The sequence below is a fragment of the Ralstonia sp. R-29 genome, from assembly GCF_049913345.1.
Lineage (GTDB): Bacteria > Pseudomonadota > Gammaproteobacteria > Burkholderiales > Burkholderiaceae > Ralstonia.
Genome location: NZ_CP184377.1, coordinates 3,151,498 through 3,172,705, shown reverse-complemented (window position 1 = coordinate 3,172,705; position 21,208 = coordinate 3,151,498). Strand labels below are relative to the sequence as shown.

General features: G+C 63.8%; 15 protein-coding genes, 1 rRNA gene and 1 pseudogene. 6 read left to right on the top strand and 11 right to left on the bottom strand.

Translation table 11 applies throughout. The annotated features are described in order from the left end of the window. Positions 1–75: 75 nt before the first annotated feature. Positions 76–1,239: an ABC transporter substrate-binding protein gene (locus ACN9M1_RS14950; RefSeq protein ID WP_426395526.1), complete on the top strand. Its 1,164-nt coding sequence runs from the start codon at positions 76–78 to the stop codon at positions 1,237–1,239. 665 nt (positions 1,240–1,904) lie between these two features. Here ACN9M1_RS14950 and ACN9M1_RS14945 read toward each other — a convergent pair. Both ACN9M1_RS14945 and ACN9M1_RS14940 read right to left on the bottom strand, forming a co-directional pair. Continuing rightward, complete coding sequence (locus tag ACN9M1_RS14945; RefSeq protein WP_426395524.1) at positions 1,905–3,206, bottom strand: MFS transporter; 1,302 nt, start codon at positions 3,204–3,206, stop codon at positions 1,905–1,907. Between the two features lie 8 nt (positions 3,207–3,214). Continuing rightward, positions 3,215–4,469: pseudogene (locus ACN9M1_RS14940) on the bottom strand (AGE family epimerase/isomerase). Between the two features lie 215 nt (positions 4,470–4,684). On the opposite strand from ACN9M1_RS14940, the gene ACN9M1_RS14935 reads away from it, so the two are divergent. Beyond that, positions 4,685–6,310 (top strand): glucan biosynthesis protein, encoded by a 1,626-nt coding sequence (locus tag ACN9M1_RS14935; protein ID WP_426395522.1) that lies wholly within the window; start codon positions 4,685–4,687, stop codon positions 6,308–6,310. Between the two features lie 278 nt (positions 6,311–6,588). On the opposite strand, the gene ACN9M1_RS14930 is transcribed toward ACN9M1_RS14935, so the two are convergent. Beyond that, a complete protein-coding gene (locus tag ACN9M1_RS14930; protein ID WP_426395521.1) occupies positions 6,589–7,215 on the bottom strand; it encodes a DUF1415 domain-containing protein in 627 nt (208 codons plus the stop codon). 196 nt (positions 7,216–7,411) lie between these two features. Between ACN9M1_RS14930 and ACN9M1_RS14925 the strand changes: the two genes are divergently transcribed. Next, positions 7,412–7,777: a hypothetical protein gene (locus ACN9M1_RS14925; protein WP_426395519.1), complete on the top strand. Its 366-nt coding sequence runs from the start codon at positions 7,412–7,414 to the stop codon at positions 7,775–7,777. A gap of 67 nt (positions 7,778–7,844) precedes the next feature. On the opposite strand, the gene glpK is transcribed toward ACN9M1_RS14925, so the two are convergent. From glpK to glpD, 8 genes are all read right to left on the bottom strand, one after another. Then, positions 7,845–9,341, bottom strand: a complete 1,497-nt coding sequence (gene glpK, locus ACN9M1_RS14920; protein ID WP_426395517.1) for a glycerol kinase GlpK — start codon at positions 9,339–9,341, stop codon at positions 7,845–7,847. A gap of 109 nt (positions 9,342–9,450) precedes the next feature. Continuing rightward, positions 9,451–11,193, bottom strand: a complete 1,743-nt coding sequence (locus tag ACN9M1_RS14915) for an ABC transporter substrate-binding protein (protein WP_426395515.1) — start codon at positions 11,191–11,193, stop codon at positions 9,451–9,453. A gap of 192 nt (positions 11,194–11,385) precedes the next feature. Then, positions 11,386–11,667, bottom strand: a complete 282-nt coding sequence (locus ACN9M1_RS14910) for a DUF2160 domain-containing protein (protein ID WP_426395514.1) — start codon at positions 11,665–11,667, stop codon at positions 11,386–11,388. Between the two features lie 28 nt (positions 11,668–11,695). Beyond that, positions 11,696–12,523 (bottom strand): carbohydrate ABC transporter permease, encoded by an 828-nt coding sequence (locus ACN9M1_RS14905; protein WP_426395512.1) that lies wholly within the window; start codon positions 12,521–12,523, stop codon positions 11,696–11,698. Continuing rightward, positions 12,516–13,406 (bottom strand): carbohydrate ABC transporter permease, encoded by an 891-nt coding sequence (locus ACN9M1_RS14900; protein WP_426395510.1) that lies wholly within the window; start codon positions 13,404–13,406, stop codon positions 12,516–12,518. The genes ACN9M1_RS14905 and ACN9M1_RS14900 overlap by 8 nt, the downstream gene beginning before the upstream one ends. Then, positions 13,403–14,512 carry an ABC transporter ATP-binding protein gene (locus ACN9M1_RS14895; RefSeq protein ID WP_426395509.1) on the bottom strand — a complete coding sequence of 370 codons (1,110 nt, stop codon included), beginning with the start codon at positions 14,510–14,512 and terminating at the stop codon, positions 13,403–13,405. The genes ACN9M1_RS14900 and ACN9M1_RS14895 overlap by 4 nt, the downstream gene beginning before the upstream one ends. After that, positions 14,499–15,617 carry an ABC transporter ATP-binding protein gene (locus ACN9M1_RS14890; protein ID WP_426395505.1) on the bottom strand — a complete coding sequence of 373 codons (1,119 nt, stop codon included), beginning with the start codon at positions 15,615–15,617 and terminating at the stop codon, positions 14,499–14,501. Before ACN9M1_RS14890 ends, ACN9M1_RS14895 begins: the two co-directional genes overlap by 14 nt. Before the next feature lie 86 nt (positions 15,618–15,703). Further along, positions 15,704–17,281, bottom strand: coding sequence for a glycerol-3-phosphate dehydrogenase (glpD, locus tag ACN9M1_RS14885; protein ID WP_426395503.1), 1,578 nt, complete (start codon positions 17,279–17,281; stop codon positions 15,704–15,706). Positions 17,282–17,422: 141 nt separating this feature from the next. On the opposite strand from glpD, the gene ACN9M1_RS14880 reads away from it, so the two are divergent. The 3 genes from ACN9M1_RS14880 to ACN9M1_RS14870 all read left to right on the top strand — a co-directional run bounded on the left by ACN9M1_RS14880 (position 17,423) and on the right by ACN9M1_RS14870 (position 21,190). After that, complete coding sequence (locus ACN9M1_RS14880) at positions 17,423–18,187, top strand: DeoR/GlpR family DNA-binding transcription regulator (RefSeq protein ID WP_426395501.1); 765 nt, start codon at positions 17,423–17,425, stop codon at positions 18,185–18,187. A 106-nt stretch (positions 18,188–18,293) separates the two neighbouring features. Beyond that, complete coding sequence (locus ACN9M1_RS14875) at positions 18,294–19,154, top strand: CHAD domain-containing protein (RefSeq protein WP_426398878.1); 861 nt, start codon at positions 18,294–18,296, stop codon at positions 19,152–19,154. Between the two features lie 498 nt (positions 19,155–19,652). After that, positions 19,653–21,190, top strand: a 16S ribosomal RNA gene (locus ACN9M1_RS14870). Positions 21,191–21,208 lie beyond the last annotated feature (18 nt).

Here is a 21,208-nt window from a genome sequence, read left to right as displayed (position 1 = left end):
GAGCCGCCATTGGCATGGCCAGGTGGGCTCGACAAAACGCCGCCGCCCACGAGGCCGCGGTGAAGGGTGCCAGAAATGCAAACGGGAAATCACGCGCGCTGCCGGGGTGCGCGCTGGCGTCGGCCGCTGGCCGCCGCATTGACGCTGTGCGCGGTGCTCGCAGCGCCGGCCGTGCGCGCCGATATCAGCATCATCCAGTCATTGCCGCTGACGGGCTCGCAGGCCGCCACGGGGCGCGCGCTCAATGCCGGCGCGCGGCTGTACTTCGACTGGCTCAACCTCGACGGCGGCATCAACGGCGAAACCATCCGCCTGGTCGCCCGCGATGACGAGCAGAAAGTCGAGCAGACCCTGCGCAACGTGCGCGACATGGCCAAGATCGACAACCCCGTGGCCGTGCTGACCGTCGTCGGCACTGCCAACGTGGAAGCGCTCATGCGCAATGGCGTGCTGGCCGAAGCCGGTCTGCCGCTGGTCGGCCCCGCCACGGGCGCCTCCAGCATGACGAGCGACCCGCTGGTCTTCCCCATCAAGGCCAGCTACCAGCAGGAGATCGACAAGATGGTCGGCGCGCTGGTCACGATTGGCGTGACGCGCATCGGTGTGCTGTATCAGAACGACGCGCTGGGCAACGAGGCGCTGGGCGGGGTGGACCGCACGCTCAAGGCGCACAAGCTGGCGATTGCCGCCACGGCTTCGTACCCGCGCAACACGGCGGCGGTCGGGCCGGCGGTGGACAAGCTGCTCGGCGCTGATGTGCAGGCGATCTTTCTGGGCGCCACGGCGGAGCCGGCCGCGCAGTTCGTCAAGCAATACCGGGCGCGCGGCGGCGGTGCGCAATTGCTTGGGCTGTCGTCGATCGATCCCACCATCCTGCTCAAAGTGGCCGGCATCGACGCTGTGCGCGGCTACTCGCTGGCGATGGTGATGCCCAACCCGGGCAAGAGCGTCAACCCCGTCATCCGCGAATTCAACCGGGCGCGTACCGCCGTGGGGGCCAGGGACGTGGAGTTGTCGTTCCGCGCGATCGAAGGGTTTGTCGCCGCCAAGGTGCTGGCCGAAGCGGTGCGCCGCGCCGGTCCCAAGCCCACGCGCGAACAGGTACGCCGTGAACTTGCCCGGCTGCGCAACTTTGATGTGGGCGGCGGGTTTATGGTCGATTTCTCTGATCGGACGCGGCCGGGCTCGCACTATGTGGAGCTGGGCGTGGTGGGGCCGAACGGGCTGGTGATTCAGTAACGCTGCGTGTGCCGGGTGGGATTGTTTTTGGTGTTGGTCCATCCCCGGTATCGTCCCCTGCCGGGACCGACTCACTTTTCTTTGTCTTGCCAAAGAAAAGTAAGCAAAAGAAAGGCGCGCCCGAGATGGCGACCCCCTCCTTGAATTTGCGTAACCGGGCGGAGGCCGGGAAAACTCGCTTCGCTCAGACAGTTCCCGGCCTTTTTTCCGCCCGCTTACGAAAATTCAAGGCGCCATCAAGGGCTCAACGTCAAAAGAAAAAGGCCAACCCATCGTGATGGTTGGCCTTTGTCGTTCTGGCTAGCGCACAGACGGTTTGCTTTTCCCTGCCCTATGCGGCGCCTTGAATTTCTGTTGCAAGGAGGAAAAAGAGGGGAGGCTTGTCTGAGCGAAGCGAGTTTGCCTCCCCTCCCTCCTTGCGACAGAAATTCAAGGAGGTTGTCGCCGCATCGGGCGCGCCTTTCTTTGCTTACTTTCTTTGGCAAGACAAAGAAAGTGAGTCGCCCCCGGCAGGGGGTGAAAAGGAAGTGCACCACCAAGCCCCGCCCCGGCAGGGGATGAAACAAGGGATGCACCACCGCAAGAAAATCCCTCCAGAAAGCCCAAAGCAAAACGCCCCTCAGAGGAAACCCTCCGAGAGGCGTTCATTCATACAAGAGGCTTAGTTAAGCAGCGCGAGCAGCGTCCGCACCATGCACGTGCTTGCCGGCCGGCTTGACGATGGCCAGCGTGGCCACCAGACCGCACAGCGCGGCAAACGACACCCACACGCCCGGCATCGCCTTGTTGCCCGTCTCGTGAATCAGCCACGTGGCAATCGCCGGGGTGAAGCCGCCGAAGATGGCCGTGGCTAGGCTGTACGCCAGCGAGAAGCCGGTGGTGCGCACTTCCGGCGGCATGATCTCGGTGAGCGTGACGACCATCGCTCCGTTATAGCTGCCGTACAGGAACGACAGCCACAGCAGCACGATCAGCATGTGGGAGAACGACGGTGCCGCCACCAGCCACTGCATGGCCGGGTAGGCGGTCAGCAGCATCAGCACGGTAAAGAGAATCAGCAGCGGACGGCGGCCGACGCGGTCAGACACCGCGCCCATCACCGGCAGCCAGAAGAAGTTCGACGCACCCACGCACAGCGTGACGATCAGGCTGTCGAAATCCGACAGGTGCAACACGCTCTTGCCGAAGGTCGGCGTGTAGGCGGTGATCAGGTAGAACGACACCGTGGTCATCACCACCATCAGCGTGCCGGCACCCACCAGGCGCCAGTTCTGGCCCATCGAGCGGAACACGGCGGCCAGGTCGGGGCGGTGCTTGCGCTTCTGGAACTCTTCCGTTTCTTGCAGCGAGCGGCGGATGATGAACAGGAACGGCACGATCAGGCAGCCGACGAGGAACGGCACGCGCCAGCCCCAGGCGCTCATCTCAGACGGCGGCAGCAGCGACGACATCAGCACGCCCAGCAGCGCGGCAAACATCACCGCCACCTGCTGGCTGGCCGATTGCCAGCTCACGAAGAAGCCTTTCTTGCCCGGGGTGGAAATCTCGGCCAGGTAGACCGACACCCCGCCCAGTTCCACGCCGGCCGAGAAGCCCTGCAGCAACCGGCCGATCAGCACCAGCAGTGGCGCGGCCAGCCCGATGGTGGCGTAGCCCGGCACCAGCGCGATCAGCAAGGTGCCGCACGCCATCAGCGCCAGCGTCACGATCAGGCCCACGCGGCGGCCGTGGCGGTCGATGTAGGCGCCGAGGAAGATCGCGCCCAGCGGCCGCATCAGGAAGCCGGCGCCAAACGTCACCAGCGACAGCATCAGCGAGAGGAACTCGTTGCCGGCAGGGAAGAAGGTGTCGGCAATGGCCTTGGCGTAATAGCCGTAGACCATGAAGTCGTACATCTCCAGGAAGTTACCGCTGACCACCCGGAAGATGGCGCGGGCCTTGGATTCGTTGGGGTTGTGGTTATGCATGATGTGTCTCACTCAACAGCTTGGGGTATTGCATGAAGATGAGGCGGACAGCGTTGCGCGGGCTGCCTCATAGAACGTGGTGATGTGGTACGGGGTGCTCGACGGCATGTCGGTGCGCAGGCGCTGGCCGGTGGCGTCGATGACTTCATGCCAGCCGTGGGCGTGCAGGAAACGCGCCGACCAGGCCGGCAGCAGGCGCGCAACCATGGCGCCCTGCGTTTCGGTGCACAGCGCGAGTGCCCGGCCGTATTCGGTCTGGGCCCAGATGCGCTGGGTGGTATCGCGCGGCGTGCCGTCCAGGTTCAGCGACAGGCAGACGCCTTGCGTCTCGGCATCCACGCCCAGGCGGCAGGCGGCATCCACCGCCCGGCCGAGGGTGTCGGCCAGTTGCCGGCCGGCTTCCGAGCGGGTGAACACGTCGGCATGCGCACGCACGAGGTAGAACCACTCGAACTGGTGGCCGGGCTCGATGCGGTTGTCCGCGTTCGGCTCATCGATCGGCAACTCGGTGATGCTGCCCGTGCGCGGGTCGATGAAGCGCGCCAGGATGCCCTCGGCCAGGGTACGCACGCCGGCCTCGGCCCAGATGGGCGCCTCGTCCAGCGCGGCGGCGGCCAGGTAGGCCTCGGTCAGGTGCATCACCGGGTTCTGTGCGACACCGCCCCGGGTCTCGGTAAAGGTGGCGTCCATGGCGGCCACCGGCAGCGGTGTTGTGCCCGATTCACCAGCGGCGCGGACAAAGCGCTGCGCGATCACGTCATGTGCGTCGTGCATCAGCGCGGCGGCGCGTGGGTCGTCGCTGACGGCCAGCCAGTGCGCAGCAGCAAACAGCACGAAGGCGTGCGTATACAGGTCTTTGCTGGTGTCTTGGGGCGCCAGGGCGCTGTCGATGGAGAACACCCAGCCGCCGTGGAGCGTGTCGCGAAAGCGCGTATCCAGCGCATGGCACAGCGCAGCGGCGCGCTCGGCGCAGAGATCGCGGTGTTTGGCGGAAAGCTGCGTCGCGCGCGCAAATGTATACAGCTGGCGGGCGCAGGCCATGGCGCGGTAGCGGGCCGTGGAGGCGGGCACCAGCGCGTCGTTTTCCACGACGAGTGCCTCGTAGCAGAGACCCGCCTGCGCGTTCCAGCCCGGCCCGAGCCACATGGGCAGCAGGATGTCGTTGTAATAGCGGGAAAACGCCTCCAGGGCCGTGGCCGCCGCAGTCGCGGGAGACGGTTCGGCAACGCCGGCAAGCGGTAGCGTGGAAGACAGTGGAAACATGTGCCCCGTGAGAATCGTGGCGGAATGGGCCGGAATCTGGGCCCCCCGGGCCCGATAGGGCGTAGATTGTGCGCCAATTGAAGGATAGGCGCCACGCAGGGTGCGTGGAATCCCAATTGCGCCGCAGGGTTGTGGGTCCAATGAAAGCTTTCTGTCGGATGCTGCCCGGGCGGGGGATGTGCCACACTGCATGGACTCTGGCTCCGCCTTGATCCATGCATCGTCGCGACCTGCTCAAGCAGTTGGCCGCCGGGCTGCTCGCCCTGGCGCCCGGTGTCCCCTATAGCGCCACATCCAGCGCCACATCCAGCGCCACGCCCGGCGCGCCGGAACCCTTTGATGAGACCCGCCTGCTGGCGCGCGCGCGGTCTCTGGCGGATCGGCCATATCGGCGATGCAGCACGCAGTTGCCGCCACCGCTGGCCGCGCTCGACTGGGACGGCTATCAATCCATCGGCTATCGCGCCGATCACGCCTTGTGGGCCGGGCAGCACCTGCCGTTCGAGGCCCGCTTCTTCCACCTTGGGCTGTTCTTCAAATCGCCGGTGCGCATGCACGAAGTCGTGGACGGGCAGGCGCGCCTGATCGCCTACGACCCAGCCATGTTCGATTACGGCCGTAGTGGGCTGGACCACCAGTCGCTGCCGGCCGATCTCGGTTTTGCTGGCTTTCGGCTGACCACCAGGGCTGATCCGACGCGTGATGTGGCCGCGTTCCTGGGCGCGAGCTACTTCCGCGCGGTGGGCGGGCAGTGGCAATACGGCATGTCGGCGCGGGGCTTGGCCATCGACACCGGCTTGCCTCGCGCCGAGGAGTTTCCCGATTTCACCGAATTCTGGTTGGTGCGCCCACCGGCGGATGCCGAGGTGTTGCGTGTCTATGCCTTGCTCGATTCACCCAGCGTGGCGGGCGTCTACCGCTTTGACATCCGCCCGGGCGACATGCTGGTGATGGACGTGCGCACCACGCTCTACGTGCGCAAGCCGATCGAGCGGCTGGGCATTGCGCCGCTGACCAGCATGTTCCTCTATGGCGAGAACGACCGCACCGACCGCGCCGGTGAAAACCGCAGCGCCACCCGCCGCTGGCGCGCGGCGGACTGGCGCCCGGAAATTCACGATTCCGATGGGCTCGCCATTTGGCGCGGCTCGGGCGAGTGGATCTGGCGGCCGCTGGCTAACCCGCCAGCGCTGCGCAGCCAGCGTTTTGCCGACGACAGCCCGCGTGGCTTCGGCCTGCTGCAGCGCGATCGCAATCCCGATCACTATCAGGATGACGGCGTGTTCTATGAGAAGCGCCCGAGCGTGTGGGTCGAGCCTACGCATGACTGGGGGGAGGGGGCGGTTGAGTTGGTTGAGCTGTCGGCCAATGACGAGACCTTCGACAACATCGTGGCGTTCTGGCGGCCGGTGGTTGCGCCGCGTGCGGGGCAGGAACTGGCGTTCGGCTATCGGCTGACGTGGGGGGCGCAGCCGGCGGCGGCTTCGCCGTTGGCGCGTGTTGTTGCCACGCGCACGGGCATTGGCGGCATCGTGGGGCAGCCTCGGAAGTACTTTTCCTGGCGGTTTGTGGTGGATTTTGCGGGCGGGGAACTGTCGCGCTTGGGGCGCAGTACCGCTGGGTCCACCGTGGAGCCGGTCATTCGCGCCTCGCGGGGGCGGGTGGAGATTGCTTCGGCGCGGCCGCTGGCCAGTATTGATGGCGTGCGGGCGATGTTTGATGTGGTGCCGGATGCGAGCAACGCGCCGATTGAGTTGTCGCTGACGTTGCAGTCGGGGGAGCGGTTGCTTTCGGAGACTTGGGTGTATCAGTGGACGCCGCCGGGGGATCGGGCGGTTTGATGCTGTTGTTTGCTGGTGGTGCATCCCGGGTTTCGTCCCCTGCCGGGGCCGACTCACTTTCTCTGTCTTGCCAGAGAAAGTAAGCAAAGAGAGGCGCGCCCGAGATGGCGACCCATCCCTTGAATTTCTGTCGCAGGGAGGGGAAGGGAAAAACTCGCTTCGCTCAAACAGTTTCCCTTCCTTTTTCCTCCCTGCAACAGAAATTCAAGGCGCCATCTAGGGCAGGGTATGGCCACACCGTCGGAATGCGTGAGCTGGCGCTAGTGGGGGCGTCGAGGTCAATCGCCAGACGGCTTCTCGCTGAACTTCTCTGCCATCGCTGCCCAACCTTCCGGGCCTAGCTTCTCCATCGTTGCGATGTTCCGTTCGTAGATGTCCGCTGCATCGGGTACGGCGGCTGCGGCGCGGGCGATGCTGTCTTCGCGCAGCAGATGCAGGATGGGGGCGGGGGCGCGGTTGGTGGCGTTGGCGATGTCGTCTGGCGAGGCATCGGCAAAGACGAAGTCGGGGTGGAAGCTCGCCAGTTGCAGTTCGCCTTCGTAGCCGGCTTTGGCGAGTAGGGCTTCGGCGCGGTCGGTGAGGGTGTGGAAATCGAAGAAGTCGGCCAGGGCGGGGACGATCAGCAGGGTGGTGTCGATTTCGCTGGCGGGGGTGGTGTGCAGCAGGTCGGCTTCGGCGCGCAGGTGGTCGAGCACGTCGCCGTCCATGGTGGCGCGGCTGACAACGTAGCGGACCTGGCGCTTGACGTGCACGGCCTTGGCAAAGGGGCACAGGTTCAGGCCAATGACGGCGTCTTCGAGCCAGCGCTGTACGCGGGTGAGGTGGTCGGCGGCGGCGTCCTGGCTGAGGGGCAGTGCATCAGCAGGCGGGTCGAGCAGGGTGAAATCGGGGGTGGAATCAGGCACGGCGCAGCATCCTGAGAGAAACAGCGCGCAGTGTAGTGCATGGCCCGGGAGCGCTTCTTGCGCCACCAAGGGTGTTGTCTCTTGCAACGCTCCGGCACGTGATCTTTGATGCGCGCCGAGACCGTTTTTGTGGTGCGTTGCGCGCCGCTTTAGTGGTCAGACATTCCCGTGACTGTGTAAAAGAAGGAGCCCAACCATGATTGAACTGCGCCTGAAAACCGCCCTCGCCGTGGCCGCCACGCTTGCTGCGTCGGCTGCTTTCGCACAGATGACGCCGGCGCCGCAGACTTCGCCGCAGACGACCGGCACTGTGCAGGCCGCACCGCAAGGTGGACCGGCCACTTCGTCGTCCGACCCGCTGGTCCAGAAACGCATAGAGGACAAAGCGGCCAGCGATGAATACAAGGCCCGCAAGTCCGACGCCAAGGCTGCGTACAAGGAAGAAAAGAAGGCCGCGAAGGCCAACCGCAAGGCCGAGCGGAAGGAGGCCCGGGCCGAGCGCAAGGAAGCCATGAAGGAACAAGGCGGCCCTGCGCAGACGCCGAATAGCGAAGGCAAGTAAGCCCTTCGCTGCACCATGAAAAAGGCGACCCTCGGGGTCGCCTTTTTTCGGGCCGCTACGTTGGGTGTCAGTGCCCGCGCGTGGTCGGCAGGCGGACCTGCGCGACGGCCATTTCCCACTGCGCGATGCGGTGCGCGGCCTCATCCCGGCTGATGACGGGGTGGAACGTACGCGAGGCGCGCCATTGCTGCGCGACTTCGTCCTCGCCTTTGTAGAAGCCGGTGGCGATGCCAGCCAGGTAGGCGGCGCCGAGCGCGGTGGTCTCGATGATCTCGGGGCGCACAACCGGGATGCCCAGCAGGTCCGCCTGGAATTGCAGCAGCAGGTTGTTGGCCGAAGCACCGCCGTCCACGCGCAGCTCCGAGATGGTGGAGACGGCATCGCGGGTCATGGCTTGCAGCAGCGCAGTGCTCTGGAAGGCGATCGACTCCAGCGCCGCCCGTGCGATATGGCCGATGGTCGTGCCGCGCGACAGGCCGACGATGGCGCCTTGCGCGGTCGGGTCCCAGTACGGTGCGCCGAGGCCGGTGAACGACGGCACGAACACCACGCCGCCGGAATCGGGCACCGAGGCGGCCAGCCCTTCCACATCGGCCGAGCGCTGGATGGCGCGCAGGCCGTCACGCAGCCACTGCACCACTGCGCCGCCGACGAACACGCTGCCCTCCAGCGCATAGCTGCGCTTCGTGCTGCTCTGGCAGGCGGCCGTGCTGATCAGGCCGTTGTGCGACTGCACCGCCTTGTCGCCCGTATTGAGCAGCATGAAGCAGCCGGTGCCGTAGGTGTTCTTGGCCATGCCGGGTTTGAAGCAGGCCTGGCCGAACAGGGCCGATTGCTGGTCGCCGGCAATGCCGCCGATGGTGAGCGAGGCGCCGAGCCAGTCGGCATCGGTCTGCCCGAACTGGTACGCCGACGGATGCACCTCCGGCAGCAGGCTCGGGTGAATGTCGAGCGCGCGCATCAGGTCCGCATCCCACTCGCCAGTGTGGATGTTCCACAGCATCGTGCGCGAGGCGTTGGACACATCCGTCACGTGCAGGCGGCCGCGCGTGAGCTGCCACACGAGCCAGCTGTCGATGGTGCCGAAGGCGAGTTCGCCACGCGCGGCGCGCTCGCGGGCGCCGTCCACATGGTCGAGAATCCAGCGCAGCTTGGTGGCGGAGAAATACGGGTCGATGATCAGGCCGGTGCGCTTGCGTACTTCGTCTTCCAGGCCTTCGGCGCGCAGGCGCTCGCAGATGCGCTCGGTGCGGCGGTCCTGCCACACGATCGCGTTGAAGATGGGTTTGCCCGTGGCGCGTTCCCACACCAGGGTGGTTTCGCGCTGGTTGGTGATGCCGAGCGCAGCCATGTCGGCAGCCGTCAACTTGGCTTGTTCGAGTGCGGCGCGGCAGGTGGCGAGCTGGCTGTTCCAGATGTCGAACGGGTCGTGCTCAACCCAGCCGGGCTGCGGAAAATGCTGCGGAAACTCCTGCTGGGCGCTCGCGACGATCTGGCCGGCGCGGTTGAAGACGATGGCGCGTGAACTGGACGTGCCCTGGTCGAGTGCGAGGAGGTATTCCATAAGACTGAATCAGGTGACCGCCGGGCCGGAGCCAGCACGGCGGTAGGTAAAACGGAAGCAGGCATGGTAGCCCGCCGGCCGACGGTTGGTCGACCGGCAGACACGCGAATTAACGCACCTTGCCAGCCTTCCAGGCGGCGAGCAGCTTGTCGTAAGCCACCGTCTCGCCCTTCGGACGCTCGTTGTCGAGCTTCTTCCACGGGGCGTGTTCGGTCGACAGCCACTTGTTCGGATCGCTTTCCGGGTTCAGCTTGGGCGCGCAGTTCTTCATGCCGGCGCGCTGCAGGCGGCCCATCACCTGGTCCATTTCCTTGGCCAGGTTGTCCATGGCGGCTTGCGGGGTCTTCTCCGCAGTCACGGCCGTGGCGACGTTCTTCCACCAGAGCTGGGCCAGCTTCGGATAGTCGGGCACGTTGTTGCCGGTTGGCGTCCAGGCCACGCGGGCCGGGCTGCGGTAGAACTCGATCAGGCCGCCGTACTTGGCCGCGTTCTTGGTGAAGTAGTCGCTGTGGATGTCGGAGTCACGAATGAACGTGAGGCCGGTGATCGACTTCTTGAGCGACACGGTCTTCGACGTGACGAACTGGGCGTACAGCCAGGCAGCCGAGCGGCGCTCGAACGGGGTGGACTTGAAGAACGTCCACGAGCCGACGTCCTGGTAGCCGTTCTGCATGCCGTCCTTCCAGTACGGGCCGTGCGGCGACGGGGCCATGCGCCACTTGGGCGAGCCGTCGGTGTTCACGACCGGGCCCGGCTTGGTCATCGGCGCGGTGAAGGCGCTGTACCAGAACACCTGCTGGGCGATGTGGCCTTGTGCGGGCACCGGGCCAGCTTCGTTGAAGGTCATGCCGGTCGCCTCGGGCGGGGCGAACTTCTTCATCCAGTCGATGTACTTGGTGAGGGCGTACACGGCAGCCGGGCTATTGGTGGCACCGCCGCGCGAGACCGATGCGCCCACCGGGGTGCACTTGTCGTCGGCCACGCGGATACCCCATTCGTCCACGGGCAGACCGTTCGGGATGCCCTTGTCGGCGGAGCCGGCCATCGACAGCCACGCATCGGTAAAGCGCCAGCCCAGCGACGGGTCTTTCTTGCCGTAGTCCATGTGGCCGTAGACGCGCTTGCCGTCAAGTTCCTTCACGTCGTTGGTGAAGAAGTTGGCGATGTCTTCATAGGCCGTCCAGTTGACGGGCACGCCCAGGTCGTAGCCGTACTTGGCCTTGAACTTGTCTTGCAGGTCCTTGCGGGCGAACCAGTCGGCGCGGAACCAGTACAGGTTGGCGAACTGCTGGTCGGGCAACTGGTACAGCTTGCCGTCCGATGCGGTGGTGAAGCTGGTGCCGATGAAGTCTTTCAGATCCAGGCCCGGGTTGGTGAACTCCTTGCCTTCGCCGGTCATGTAGTCCGACAGCGGCATGATCACGCCGTAGCGGTAGTGCGTGCCGATCAGGTCGGAGTCGGAGATCCAGCCGTCGTAGATGCTCTTGCCGGACTGCATCGAGGTCTGCAGTTTTTCGACGACATCGCCTTCCTGCATGATGTCGTGCTTGACCTTGATGCCGGTGATTTCTTCGAAGGCCTTGGCCAGCGTCTTCGATTCATACGCGTGCGTGTCGAGCGTTTCCGACACGACGTGGATCTCGGTCACGCCCTTGGCCTTGAGCTTGGCCGCGGCGTCGATGAACCATTTCATTTCCGCCATCTGCTTGTCTTGCGACAGCGTGCTGGGCTGGAATTCGCTGCTGATCCACTTCTTGGCTTCGGCCTCGCCGGCGTGTGCTGCGCCGACAGCCAGGGCGCTTGCCAGTGCGATGGCACTGATCTGAAGCGTCATGCGCCAGGATGTTTTCATCGGTATCTCCTCGTGCTTTTTGTTCTCCCCGCAGCGAAAACATCCGACATTCCGACGCGGGGAGCGTGGTGGAATGCGTGTGCCCGTAAGTCAATTCGGGCGTGGAAGCGTCAGCCCGTGCTGGTGCTTCCGAACCTGCAAATACAAAGACAAATATGAACGCGAATGCAGCGGCGCCTCAATCGCGCCACATCAACCGCGCCACATCACAATCACCAGCACCACCATCGAGGCGATGAACCCACCCCAGGCGCTGGTCTCTTCCGACGTGAAACCGACCCACGCCAGGTTGATGTAGGCCGCGGTTAGCAGCCCAATGAAAAGGCGGTCGCCGCGCGTGGTGGCAATGGGCAGAAAGCCTTTGCGCTCCACGGTCGGTCGGGCCACTTCCCACACCGTCATGCTGGCCAGCATCAAGGCGATGCAGCCAAAGAAAGTCGCCACTTCGGGCGTCCAGGCCATCCAGCTGAACATGGCTGTGTCTCCTGTTCTTTTCGTTCTTTTAGACGCGGCCCATCGCGAAGCCCTTCGCGATGTAGTTCCGCACAAACCAGATCACCAGCGCGCCGGGAATGATCGTCAGCACACCGGCTGCGGCCAGCACGCCCCAGTCCATGCCCGAGGCCGACACCGTGCGCGTCATCACCGCCGTGATGGGTTTTGCATCGACCGAGGTGAGCGTGCGTGCGAGCAGCAGCTCCACCCAGCTGAACATGAAGCAGAAGAACGCGGTCACGCCCACGCCCGCCTTGATCAGCGGCAGGAAGATCTTCAGGAAGAACGCGGGGAAGCGGTAGCCGTCGATGTAGGCCGTCTCGTCGATCTCGCGCGGGATGCCCGACATGAAGCCTTCGAGAATCCACACCGCCAGCGGCACGTTGAACAGCATGTGCGCCAGCGCCACGCCCAGGTGGGTGTCCATCAGGCCGACCGTCGAATACAGCTGGAAGAACGGCAGCAGGAACACCGCGGGCGGCGTCATGCGGTTGGTCAGCAGCCAGAAGAACATGTGCTTGTCGCCCAGGAAGCGGTAGCGCGAGAAGGCGTAGGCCGCCGGCAGGGCCACCACGGTCGAGAGCACCGTGTTCATCGTCACGTAGATGATGGAGTTGATGTAACCCCAGTACCACGACGGGTCGGTGAAGATGATCTTGTAGTTGTCGAACGTGACGAGTTTCGGCCAGAACGAGAAGCCGGCGAGCGTCTCCTCGTTGGTCTTGAGCGACATGCTCAACATCCAATACAGCGGCAGCACGGCAAAGGCCACGTACACGACGAGTGTGATGGCGCGGGCGATCTTGCGCTGGCGTTCGTTGTTTTGATTACGCATGGTCGTCTCCCACGGCCGCGCTGGCGCTGCCCACGCGCTGCATCCAGTTGTAGAGGACGAAGCAGAACAGCAGGATGATGAGGAAGTACACGATCGAGAACGCTGCCGCCGGGCCCAGATCGAACTGGCCGACCGCCTTCTGCGTCAGGTACTGCGACAAGAAGGTCGTCGCATTGCCGGGGCCACCGCCGGTGAGCACGAACGGCTCGGTGTAGATCATGAAGCTGTCCATGAAGCGCAGCAGCACGCCGATCATCAGCACGCCGCGCATCTTCGGCAACTGGATGTAGCGGAACACGGCCAGGCGGCTCGCGCCGTCAATCTCTGCCGCCTGGTAGAACGCATCCGGAATCGAGCGCAGGCCGGCATAGGCCAGCAGCGCCACCAGCGGCGTCCAGTGCCACACGTCCATGATCAGCACGGTGATCCACGCGTCGAACGAATGCGACGTGTAGTTGTAGTCGATGCCCAGTTGGTTGAGCCAGTAGCCGGCCAGGCCGATGTCCGAGCGCCCGAAGATCTGCCAGATCGTGCCGACCACGTTCCAGGGAATCAGCAACGGCATGGCGAGCACCACCAGCGCCGCCGAGGCCTTCCAGCCCTTGGACGGCATCGACAGGGCCAGGCCGATGCCCAGCGGAATCTCCACCGCCAGCACGCACAGCGAGAAGATCAGCTGACGGGTGAGGGCGTCCTGCAGATCGCCATCACGCAGGATCTGGCGGAACCAGTCCACGCCCACGAACACGTGCTGCTCGGGGCTGATGATGTCCTGCACCGAGTAGTTCACCACCGTCATCAACGGCAGGATGGCGGAGAACGCCACGCACAGGAACACCGGCAGGATCAGAAACCACGCCTTGTTGTTGAGCGGCTTGTTCATCGGCCGATCCTCTCGTCATTGCTGTAGTACAGCGTCTGCGGCGCATCGAGGCGCAGCCACACGCGCGATTCGGTCACGCTCACTTCGTTCGGCAGCTTGGCCTTGATTGGCAGGCCAACCGTGCCGTCACCATTGCCACCAAGACTGGCCGTCAACAATTGGTGCGTACCAAGCTGCTGCACCTGGTGCACGTCAGCCGCCACGGTGCCAACTTCGCCCGGCGCGGCCAGTTGCACGAACTCCGGACGGATGCCCAGCTTGAGCGAACCGTTTGCGTTCTTGAGCGTGGCCAGCGTGTCAGTGCTCACGGACAGGCGCTGGTCGCCCAGCGCAATCACGTCGCCAGCCACCGTCACCGGGTAGAGGTTCATGCCCGGGCTGCCGATGAAGTAGCCGACGAAGGTGTGGTCCGGCCGCTCGAACAGCGCTTCCGGCCCACCTTGCTGCACCACCTTGCCTTCGGTCATGACGACCACCTCATCGGCAAAGGTCAGCGCTTCCACCTGATCGTGCGTCACGTAAATCAGCGTGAGCTTCAGTTGCTGGTGAATCTTCTTGAGCTGGCGGCGCAGTTGCCACTTCAGGTGCGGATCAATGACGGTGAGCGGCTCATCGAACAGGATGGCCGCCACGTCCTTGCGCACCAGGCCGCGACCGAGCGAGATCTTCTGCTTGGCGTCCGCCGCCAGACCGGAGGCGCGGCGCTTGAGCGCGTGCTGCAGTTCAAGAATCTCGGCCACTTCCTCCACGCGCTTCTTCACTTCGGCTTCCGGCGTCTTGCGGTTGCGCAGCGGGAAGGCGAGGTTGTCGAACACGGTCATCGTGTCGTAGATGACCGGGAACTGGAACACCTGCGCGATGTTGCGCTCGCGCGGGCTGGCGTGCGTCACGTCCTGGCCGTCAAACAGCACCTGGCCCTCAGACGGCACCAGCAGCCCCGAGATGATGTTCAGCAGCGTGGACTTGCCGCAGCCCGACGGGCCCAGCAGTGCATAGGCACCGCCGTCACGCCACGTCATGTTCATCGGCTGCAGCGCGTAATCCGATAGCGATTGCGGATTGGGGCGGTAGCTGTGCCCCAGGTTGCGGAATTCAATGCGCGCCATGGGCGTCTCCCTGCTTGGGCGCGCTCACCAGCTTGCCCGCGTCATCGAACAGGAACAGCTCGGCCGGATCGACAAACACATCCAGCGCCGCACCCAGCTCGAACTCATGCACGCCCGGCAACTGCGCGACCAGGCCGATGCTGCTTGGCTGGCCGGCGGCATGCGCGCGCACGTGCAGATAGGTTTCCGAACCCGACAGCTCGGCCAGTTCCACCGTGCCCGGCAGCGCGACGGCGCCACCGTTGCGGGGTGCCAGGCGGATGTGGCTTGGGCGCAGGCCGATGCGGCAGCGTGTGCCAGCCGCCATCGGCAGCGGGCGCGTCCACGGCACATCGATCCCTTGCGGAAGGCGGATGTGGTTGCCTTCGGCCACGGTGGCATCCAGCACGTTCATCGGCGGGTCGTTGAAGATGGCGGCGGCGTTCACCGACACGGGCACTTCATACATGTCGAGCGTTGGGCCGTCCTGCAGCACGCGGCCTTCGTGCATGACGACGGTGTGGCCGCCCAGCAGCAGCGCTTCCTGCGGTTCGGTGGTGGCGTACACCACCGTCGTGCCGCCGTCGGCGAAGAGCGAGGCCAGCTCGGCGCGCAGTTCTTCGCGCAGCTTGTAGTCGAGGTTGACCAGCGGCTCATCAAGCAGCACCAGCGGCGCGCGCTTGACCAGCGCCCGCGCCAGCGCGCAACGCTGCTGCTGGCCGCCCGACAGCTCGGCCGGCAGGCGCTGCAGCAGATGTTCGATGTGCAGCTTGGCAGCGACCGCGCGAACGCGCGTATCGATCTCGCCCTTGTTGGTGCCCTGCAAGCGCAGCGGCGACGCGATGTTGTCGAACACCGTCATCGCCGGGTAGTTGATGAATTGCTGGTACACCATCGCCAGATTGCGATCGCGTACACCGACGCCCGTCACGTCCTTGCCATCGACCAGCACGCGGCCGGTGGTCGGCCGGTCCAGCCCGGCCATGATGCGCATCAGCGTGGTCTTGCCGGCCTGCGTGGGCCCGAGCAGCACGTTGATCGCGCCGGGCGCCAGCCGCAGGCTGGTCGGGTACAGATGTGTCTGCGCCCCGACCACGGCCGTAACCTGGTCCAGTTCCAGAATCAATTGTGTCTCCCGTCTTTGTACTTCTCTACAGCTTGATCTTTCGGGCCCCCCGGCCCGTGTGCTGCTTTGTCGCCAACCTCTGAGGATCAGGGGGCTTGTTCTGCAGCCGGGGCGGCTTCGTTGTCCGGCAGATGCCGCATCAGCCAGCCCTCCAGCCGGCTGCGATCGGCATCGCTCGCATGCAACCCCAGCTTGGTCCGCCGCCACAGGATGTCCTGCGCCGTGCGGGCCCATTCGTGTTCGATCAGGTAGCGGATTTCCGCTTCGTACAGGCCAGGCGTCACCTCAGCGCCAAGCTCTTCCAGCCGTGTCGCGCCGGCCAGCAGCGTGTTCACGCGCGTGCCGTATTGGTGCGCATAGCGCACCGCCAGCTTGGTCGGCAGCCACGGCAAACGTTTTTGCAGGCGCGCCACAAAATCGTCGAAGGTGTATTCGGCAACCAGCTGCCCCGGCGCTTCCAGATCGCCCCCCGGCAGCGATGCGGTGGCCGTCCACGATGGCTTGCCGGCTGCGGGCAGATGCGGCGCCAGTTGGTCCAGCGCTTCTTCGGCCAGCTTGCGGTAGGTCGTGATCTTGCCGCCCCACACGTTGATGAGCGGGGCGCTGTTGCCGTCGGCGCCGGTCTCGCATTCGACCAGGTAGTCGCGCGTGATGGCCGAGGCGTTGGCGGCGCTGTCATCCAGCAGGGGGCGCACGCCCGAGTACGTCCACACCACATCGGCTGGCGTGAGCTGCTGTGTGAAATAGCGACTCGCCATGTCGCACAGGTACTGAATTTCGCCGGCGTCGATGGCCACCTGATCCACCGAGCCCTTGTATTCCAGGTCGGTCGTGCCGATCAGCGTGAAATCGTTCTGGTACGGGATCGCAAACACGATCCGCCCGTCCGGGTTCTGGAAGATATAGGCGAACGGGTGGTCGAACATCCGCCGCACAACAATATGGCTGCCCTTGATCAGGCGCAGGCCGCGCGTGCTGGGCAGCGCGTGTGCCGCACGGGCGAATTCCGCCGCCCACGGGCCGGCCGCGTTGACCACCGCCTTGGCGCGCACCGAGCGGATGCCGTCCGGCCCCGCCAGCGAGGCATGCCAGCCATCGGCGCGGCGCTCGGCGTTCAGGCAGCGCGTGCGGGTGAGGATGTGCGCGCCGCGGTCGGCCGCGTCACGTGCGTTGAGCACCACCAGGCGAGCGTCGTCGACCCAGCCGTCGGAATAGACGAAGCCCCGCGTATAGCCAGGCTTGAGCGGTTTGCCTGCCGGATGCCGCCCCAGTTTGATCGACTCCGAACCCGGCAGAAAGCGTCGGTGCGCCAGATGGTCATATAGGAACAGACCCGCGCGGATCATCCAGGCTGGACGTTGCGCGGCATCGTGCGGCATCACGAAGCGCAGCGGCCACATGATGTGCGGCGCCATGCGCAGCAGCACTTCCCGCTCCTGCAGCGCCTTGCGCACGAGGCTGAATTCGTAATATTCGAGGTAACGCAGCCCGCCGTGGATCAGCTTGGTCGAGGCCGAGGAGGTGTGCTGGGCCAGGTCGTCCTTTTCACACAGGACGACTGACAGGCCCCGCCCGACAGCGTCGCGCGCAATGCCGACGCCGTTGATGCCGCCTCCGACCACCAGCAGATCACAGTCCAGATGCGACGCATCGGTGTGTTGCATGGGTTTGGGTTGGATTCTGTTGGTTTGCGCGCCTTTTCTTGCGAACTGCAACGCGTTCGCGGATAGTGTAGTGAAAGGCGAAAATAAAGCAACGTAGGGAATCGCCTAATTCGATCATATGTGTTCGTTTATGTTCATTTGATGCTTCCGCGACACCGCCAAATTCTTGAGTACGTTCGCCAGCACGGCGATGCTTCGGTCGACGCCCTTGCCCGCGTGCTCGGCGTGACCACCCAGACTATTCGCCGCGACATCCGCCAGCTCGAAGACGAGCGGCTGCTTGCGCGTTATCACGGCGGTGTTGGCTTGCCGTCCTCGGTGGAGAACATCGACTACGACCAGCGCCAGGTCCTGCACATCGACGCCAAGCGCCGCATTGCCGAAGTCGTCGCCCGCCACGTCGAGCCCGGTCGCTCCCTCATCATCAACATCGGAACGACCACCGAAGAGATCTCCAAGGCGCTCGTCGGTCGCAAGGGGTTGCGCGTCATCACCAACAACCTGAACGTGGCGTCGATCCTCTCGGGCAGCCCGGATGCCGAAGTCATCGTCGCCGGCGGCCTGGTGCGCAACCGCGACCGCGGCATCGTCGGCGAGGCCACGATCGACTTCATGAAGCAGTTCCGCGTCGACATCGGCATCATCGGCGTCTCCAGCATCGACGAAGACGGCACACTGCTCGATTACGACTACCGCGAGGTGCGCGTGGCGCAAGCCATCGTCGAGCAGTCGCGCGAAGTCTGGCTCGCCGCCGACCACTCCAAGTTCGGCCGCCGCGCCGTCGTCCGCCTCGGCCACATCTCGCAGATCGACAAATTCTTCACCGACGTGCCCGTGCCCGAGGCCATGACGGAAGTCTTCCGCGCGGCTGAGGTCGACGTCGTTGTCGCAAGCGAAGCGCGCTGAGGCTGGATCGGCCCCGCCAAAGTTTCTTCCCCGTCGCCTACAGTGAAATGCAGGGCGCGCACCTTGCGTGCCTGTTGGCTATCGAATCAATCCAGCGGGGAGCATCGTGAGCCAGCACTCACATGCCGAAATTCTTTCTGTCTTCGCCAACATCGTCATCCAGCACGTTGCGGCACTGCGCGATGCGCTCGCCAAGCTGGGTCGGCCCGATGCCAGTAACGAGGACCTCCATCAGTTCCGCGTGACGTTGCGGCGGCTGCGGTCCGCGTGGGTGACGTTCGCTCCAGTGCTGCCGCCTGCGTTCACTACGGAATGGAAGCCACGCCTGCGCACGCTGGCGGGCGCGACCGGCCCCGTGCGTGAGTGGGACGTTTTACTCACAGACTGGCTCCCGGACGCCCAGGCCGCGCTTACAGAAGGCGATGACGCGGGCCGCACATGGCTCGCCGCCGCAGTTGAGCGGGCAAAGCAAGCCCGCCATCGCGCCTGGCAAACACTGCGTGCGGAGTTGGCGTCGCCCGGCGTCATGAGCGCGCTGACGGAGTTGGAGGGCGCCGTGGCTGCGTTCCGTTTGTCCGGTAAGCCTTCGCGGCGAGCACGCTTCGCACATGCACGAGCCGCCGCTCTCCGGAAGAAGGTGCTGCGCCGCGGGCGCCATCCCAAGCGGGCCTCTGCTGCACGTTTGCACCGCGCGCGCATTGCGGCCAAGCAGTGGCGCTATCTATATGAAGCGTTTTACCCCGCCCTCGGGGCACGGGCCGCCAAGCGCTATCGGAAGCGCCTCCGCAAGCTCCAGGACGCCTTGGGCGAGATTCATGACGCCACCGTCTCATTAGAGCGAGCGGTCTCGCTTGTGAACGAGGCTCCGCCCACCTCCGTAGTGAATGCCTTTCACATGCGAGCGCGGGCGGCCAGAAAGCGCACCGCTAAAGGGCTGCATTGGATGCGCGGCCATGCAGCGGTTTGAGCGCATAAAAAGGGGCGAAAGACCCTACCAAAAGAAAGGGCTTGCCAAGTCCGCCAAAGATGCCTATAGTTCGCCCCTCGCTGCAAACGACAGCGCCGAAACGAAAGCGACGGCGGGGTGGTTAAGGCGGTGGAGAAGTAGAAGTGGTGCGGGTTTGCGGGTTGTTGAGTGGTTGGCGATGGCTCGAAGTTGCAGTGAAGTTAGCGACGCGTTGAACGATAAAAATTCTTCAGCAAGTTGTTGACAGCGGCGAAAAAGCTCTGCATAATCTCATTTCTCTGCTGCAGCAAACGCAGCGACGCGGTGAACAAAGTTGATCGCGCAGTTCTTTAACAAGCAAACAGCCGATAAGTGTGGGCGCTTAATACTGGGTGCGACGAGATTCGTCTCGTTAGCTAACAAGTAATGAAGTGCTCGCACAGAAGTAAGGTTTGAACGAAAGTTCAAGTCAGATTCTGAGAGTGAGCGACCGCTCGTAAAGAGCGAAAACAGCAGATTGAACTGAAGAGTTTGATCCTGGCTCAGATTGAACGCTGGCGGCATGCCTTACACATGCAAGTCGAACGGCAGCATGATCTAGCTTGCTAGATTGATGGCGAGTGGCGAACGGGTGAGTAATACATCGGAACGTGCCCTGTAGTGGGGGATAACTAGTCGAAAGATTAGCTAATACCGCATACGACCTGAGGGTGAAAGTGGGGGACCGCAAGGCCTCATGCTATAGGAGCGGCCGATGTCTGATTAGCTAGTTGGTGAGGTAAAGGCTCACCAAGGCGACGATCAGTAGCTGGTCTGAGAGGACGATCAGCCACACTGGGACTGAGACACGGCCCAGACTCCTACGGGAGGCAGCAGTGGGGAATTTTGGACAATGGGCGAAAGCCTGATCCAGCAATGCCGCGTGTGTGAAGAAGGCCTTCGGGTTGTAAAGCACTTTTGTCCGGAAAGAAATGGCTCTGGTTAATACCTGGGGTCGATGACGGTACCGGAAGAATAAGGACCGGCTAACTACGTGCCAGCAGCCGCGGTAATACGTAGGGTCCAAGCGTTAATCGGAATTACTGGGCGTAAAGCGTGCGCAGGCGGTTGTGCAAGACCGATGTGAAATCCCCGGGCTTAACCTGGGAATTGCATTGGTGACTGCACGGCTAGAGTGTGTCAGAGGGGGGTAGAATTCCACGTGTAGCAGTGAAATGCGTAGAGATGTGGAGGAATACCGATGGCGAAGGCAGCCCCCTGGGATAACACTGACGCTCATGCACGAAAGCGTGGGGAGCAAACAGGATTAGATACCCTGGTAGTCCACGCCCTAAACGATGTCAACTAGTTGTTGGGGATTCATTTCCTTAGTAACGTAGCTAACGCGTGAAGTTGACCGCCTGGGGAGTACGGTCGCAAGATTAAAACTCAAAGGAATTGACGGGGACCCGCACAAGCGGTGGATGATGTGGATTAATTCGATGCAACGCGAAAAACCTTACCTACCCTTGACATGCCACTAACGAAGCAGAGATGCATTAGGTGCTCGAAAGAGAAAGTGGACACAGGTGCTGCATGGCTGTCGTCAGCTCGTGTCGTGAGATGTTGGGTTAAGTCCCGCAACGAGCGCAACCCTTGTCTCTAGTTGCTACGAAAGGGCACTCTAGAGAGACTGCCGGTGACAAACCGGAGGAAGGTGGGGATGACGTCAAGTCCTCATGGCCCTTATGGGTAGGGCTTCACACGTCATACAATGGTGCATACAGAGGGTTGCCAAGCCGCGAGGTGGAGCTAATCCCAGAAAATGCATCGTAGTCCGGATCGTAGTCTGCAACTCGACTACGTGAAGCTGGAATCGCTAGTAATCGCGGATCAGCATGCCGCGGTGAATACGTTCCCGGGTCTTGTACACACCGCCCGTCACACCATGGGAGTGGGCTTTACCAGAAGTAGTTAGCCTAACCGCAAGGAGGGCGATTACCACGGTAGGGTTCATGACTGGGGTGAAGTCGTAACAAGGTAGCCGTATCGGAAGGTGCGGCTGGATCACCTCCTTTAAGAGCGTGCATCCGACG

What these genes read in the sequence shown, in the direction of transcription:
- ACN9M1_RS14935 (WP_426395522.1), top strand. Translation starts at nt 4,685, where the DNA reads ATGCATCGTCGCGACCTGCTCAAGCAGTTGGCCGCCGGGCTGCTCGCC.
- ACN9M1_RS14925 (WP_426395519.1), top strand. Translation starts at nt 7,412, where the DNA reads ATGATTGAACTGCGCCTGAAAACCGCCCTCGCCGTGGCCGCCACGCTT.
- ACN9M1_RS14900 (WP_426395510.1), bottom strand. Translation starts at nt 13,406, where the DNA reads ATGAACAAGCCGCTCAACAACAAGGCGTGGTTTCTGATCCTGCCGGTG.
- ACN9M1_RS14905 (WP_426395512.1), bottom strand. Translation starts at nt 12,523, where the DNA reads ATGCGTAATCAAAACAACGAACGCCAGCGCAAGATCGCCCGCGCCATC.
- glpD (WP_426395503.1), bottom strand. Translation starts at nt 17,281, where the DNA reads ATGCAACACACCGATGCGTCGCATCTGGACTGTGATCTGCTGGTGGTC.
- ACN9M1_RS14915 (WP_426395515.1), bottom strand. Translation starts at nt 11,193, where the DNA reads ATGAAAACATCCTGGCGCATGACGCTTCAGATCAGTGCCATCGCACTG.
- ACN9M1_RS14910 (WP_426395514.1), bottom strand. Translation starts at nt 11,667, where the DNA reads ATGTTCAGCTGGATGGCCTGGACGCCCGAAGTGGCGACTTTCTTTGGC.
- ACN9M1_RS14950 (WP_426395526.1), top strand. Translation starts at nt 76, where the DNA reads ATGCAAACGGGAAATCACGCGCGCTGCCGGGGTGCGCGCTGGCGTCGG.
- ACN9M1_RS14895 (WP_426395509.1), bottom strand. Translation starts at nt 14,512, where the DNA reads ATGGCGCGCATTGAATTCCGCAACCTGGGGCACAGCTACCGCCCCAAT.
- ACN9M1_RS14945 (WP_426395524.1), bottom strand. Translation starts at nt 3,206, where the DNA reads ATGCATAACCACAACCCCAACGAATCCAAGGCCCGCGCCATCTTCCGG.
- glpK (WP_426395517.1), bottom strand. Translation starts at nt 9,341, where the DNA reads ATGGAATACCTCCTCGCACTCGACCAGGGCACGTCCAGTTCACGCGCC.
- ACN9M1_RS14880 (WP_426395501.1), top strand. Translation starts at nt 17,423, where the DNA reads ATGCTTCCGCGACACCGCCAAATTCTTGAGTACGTTCGCCAGCACGGC.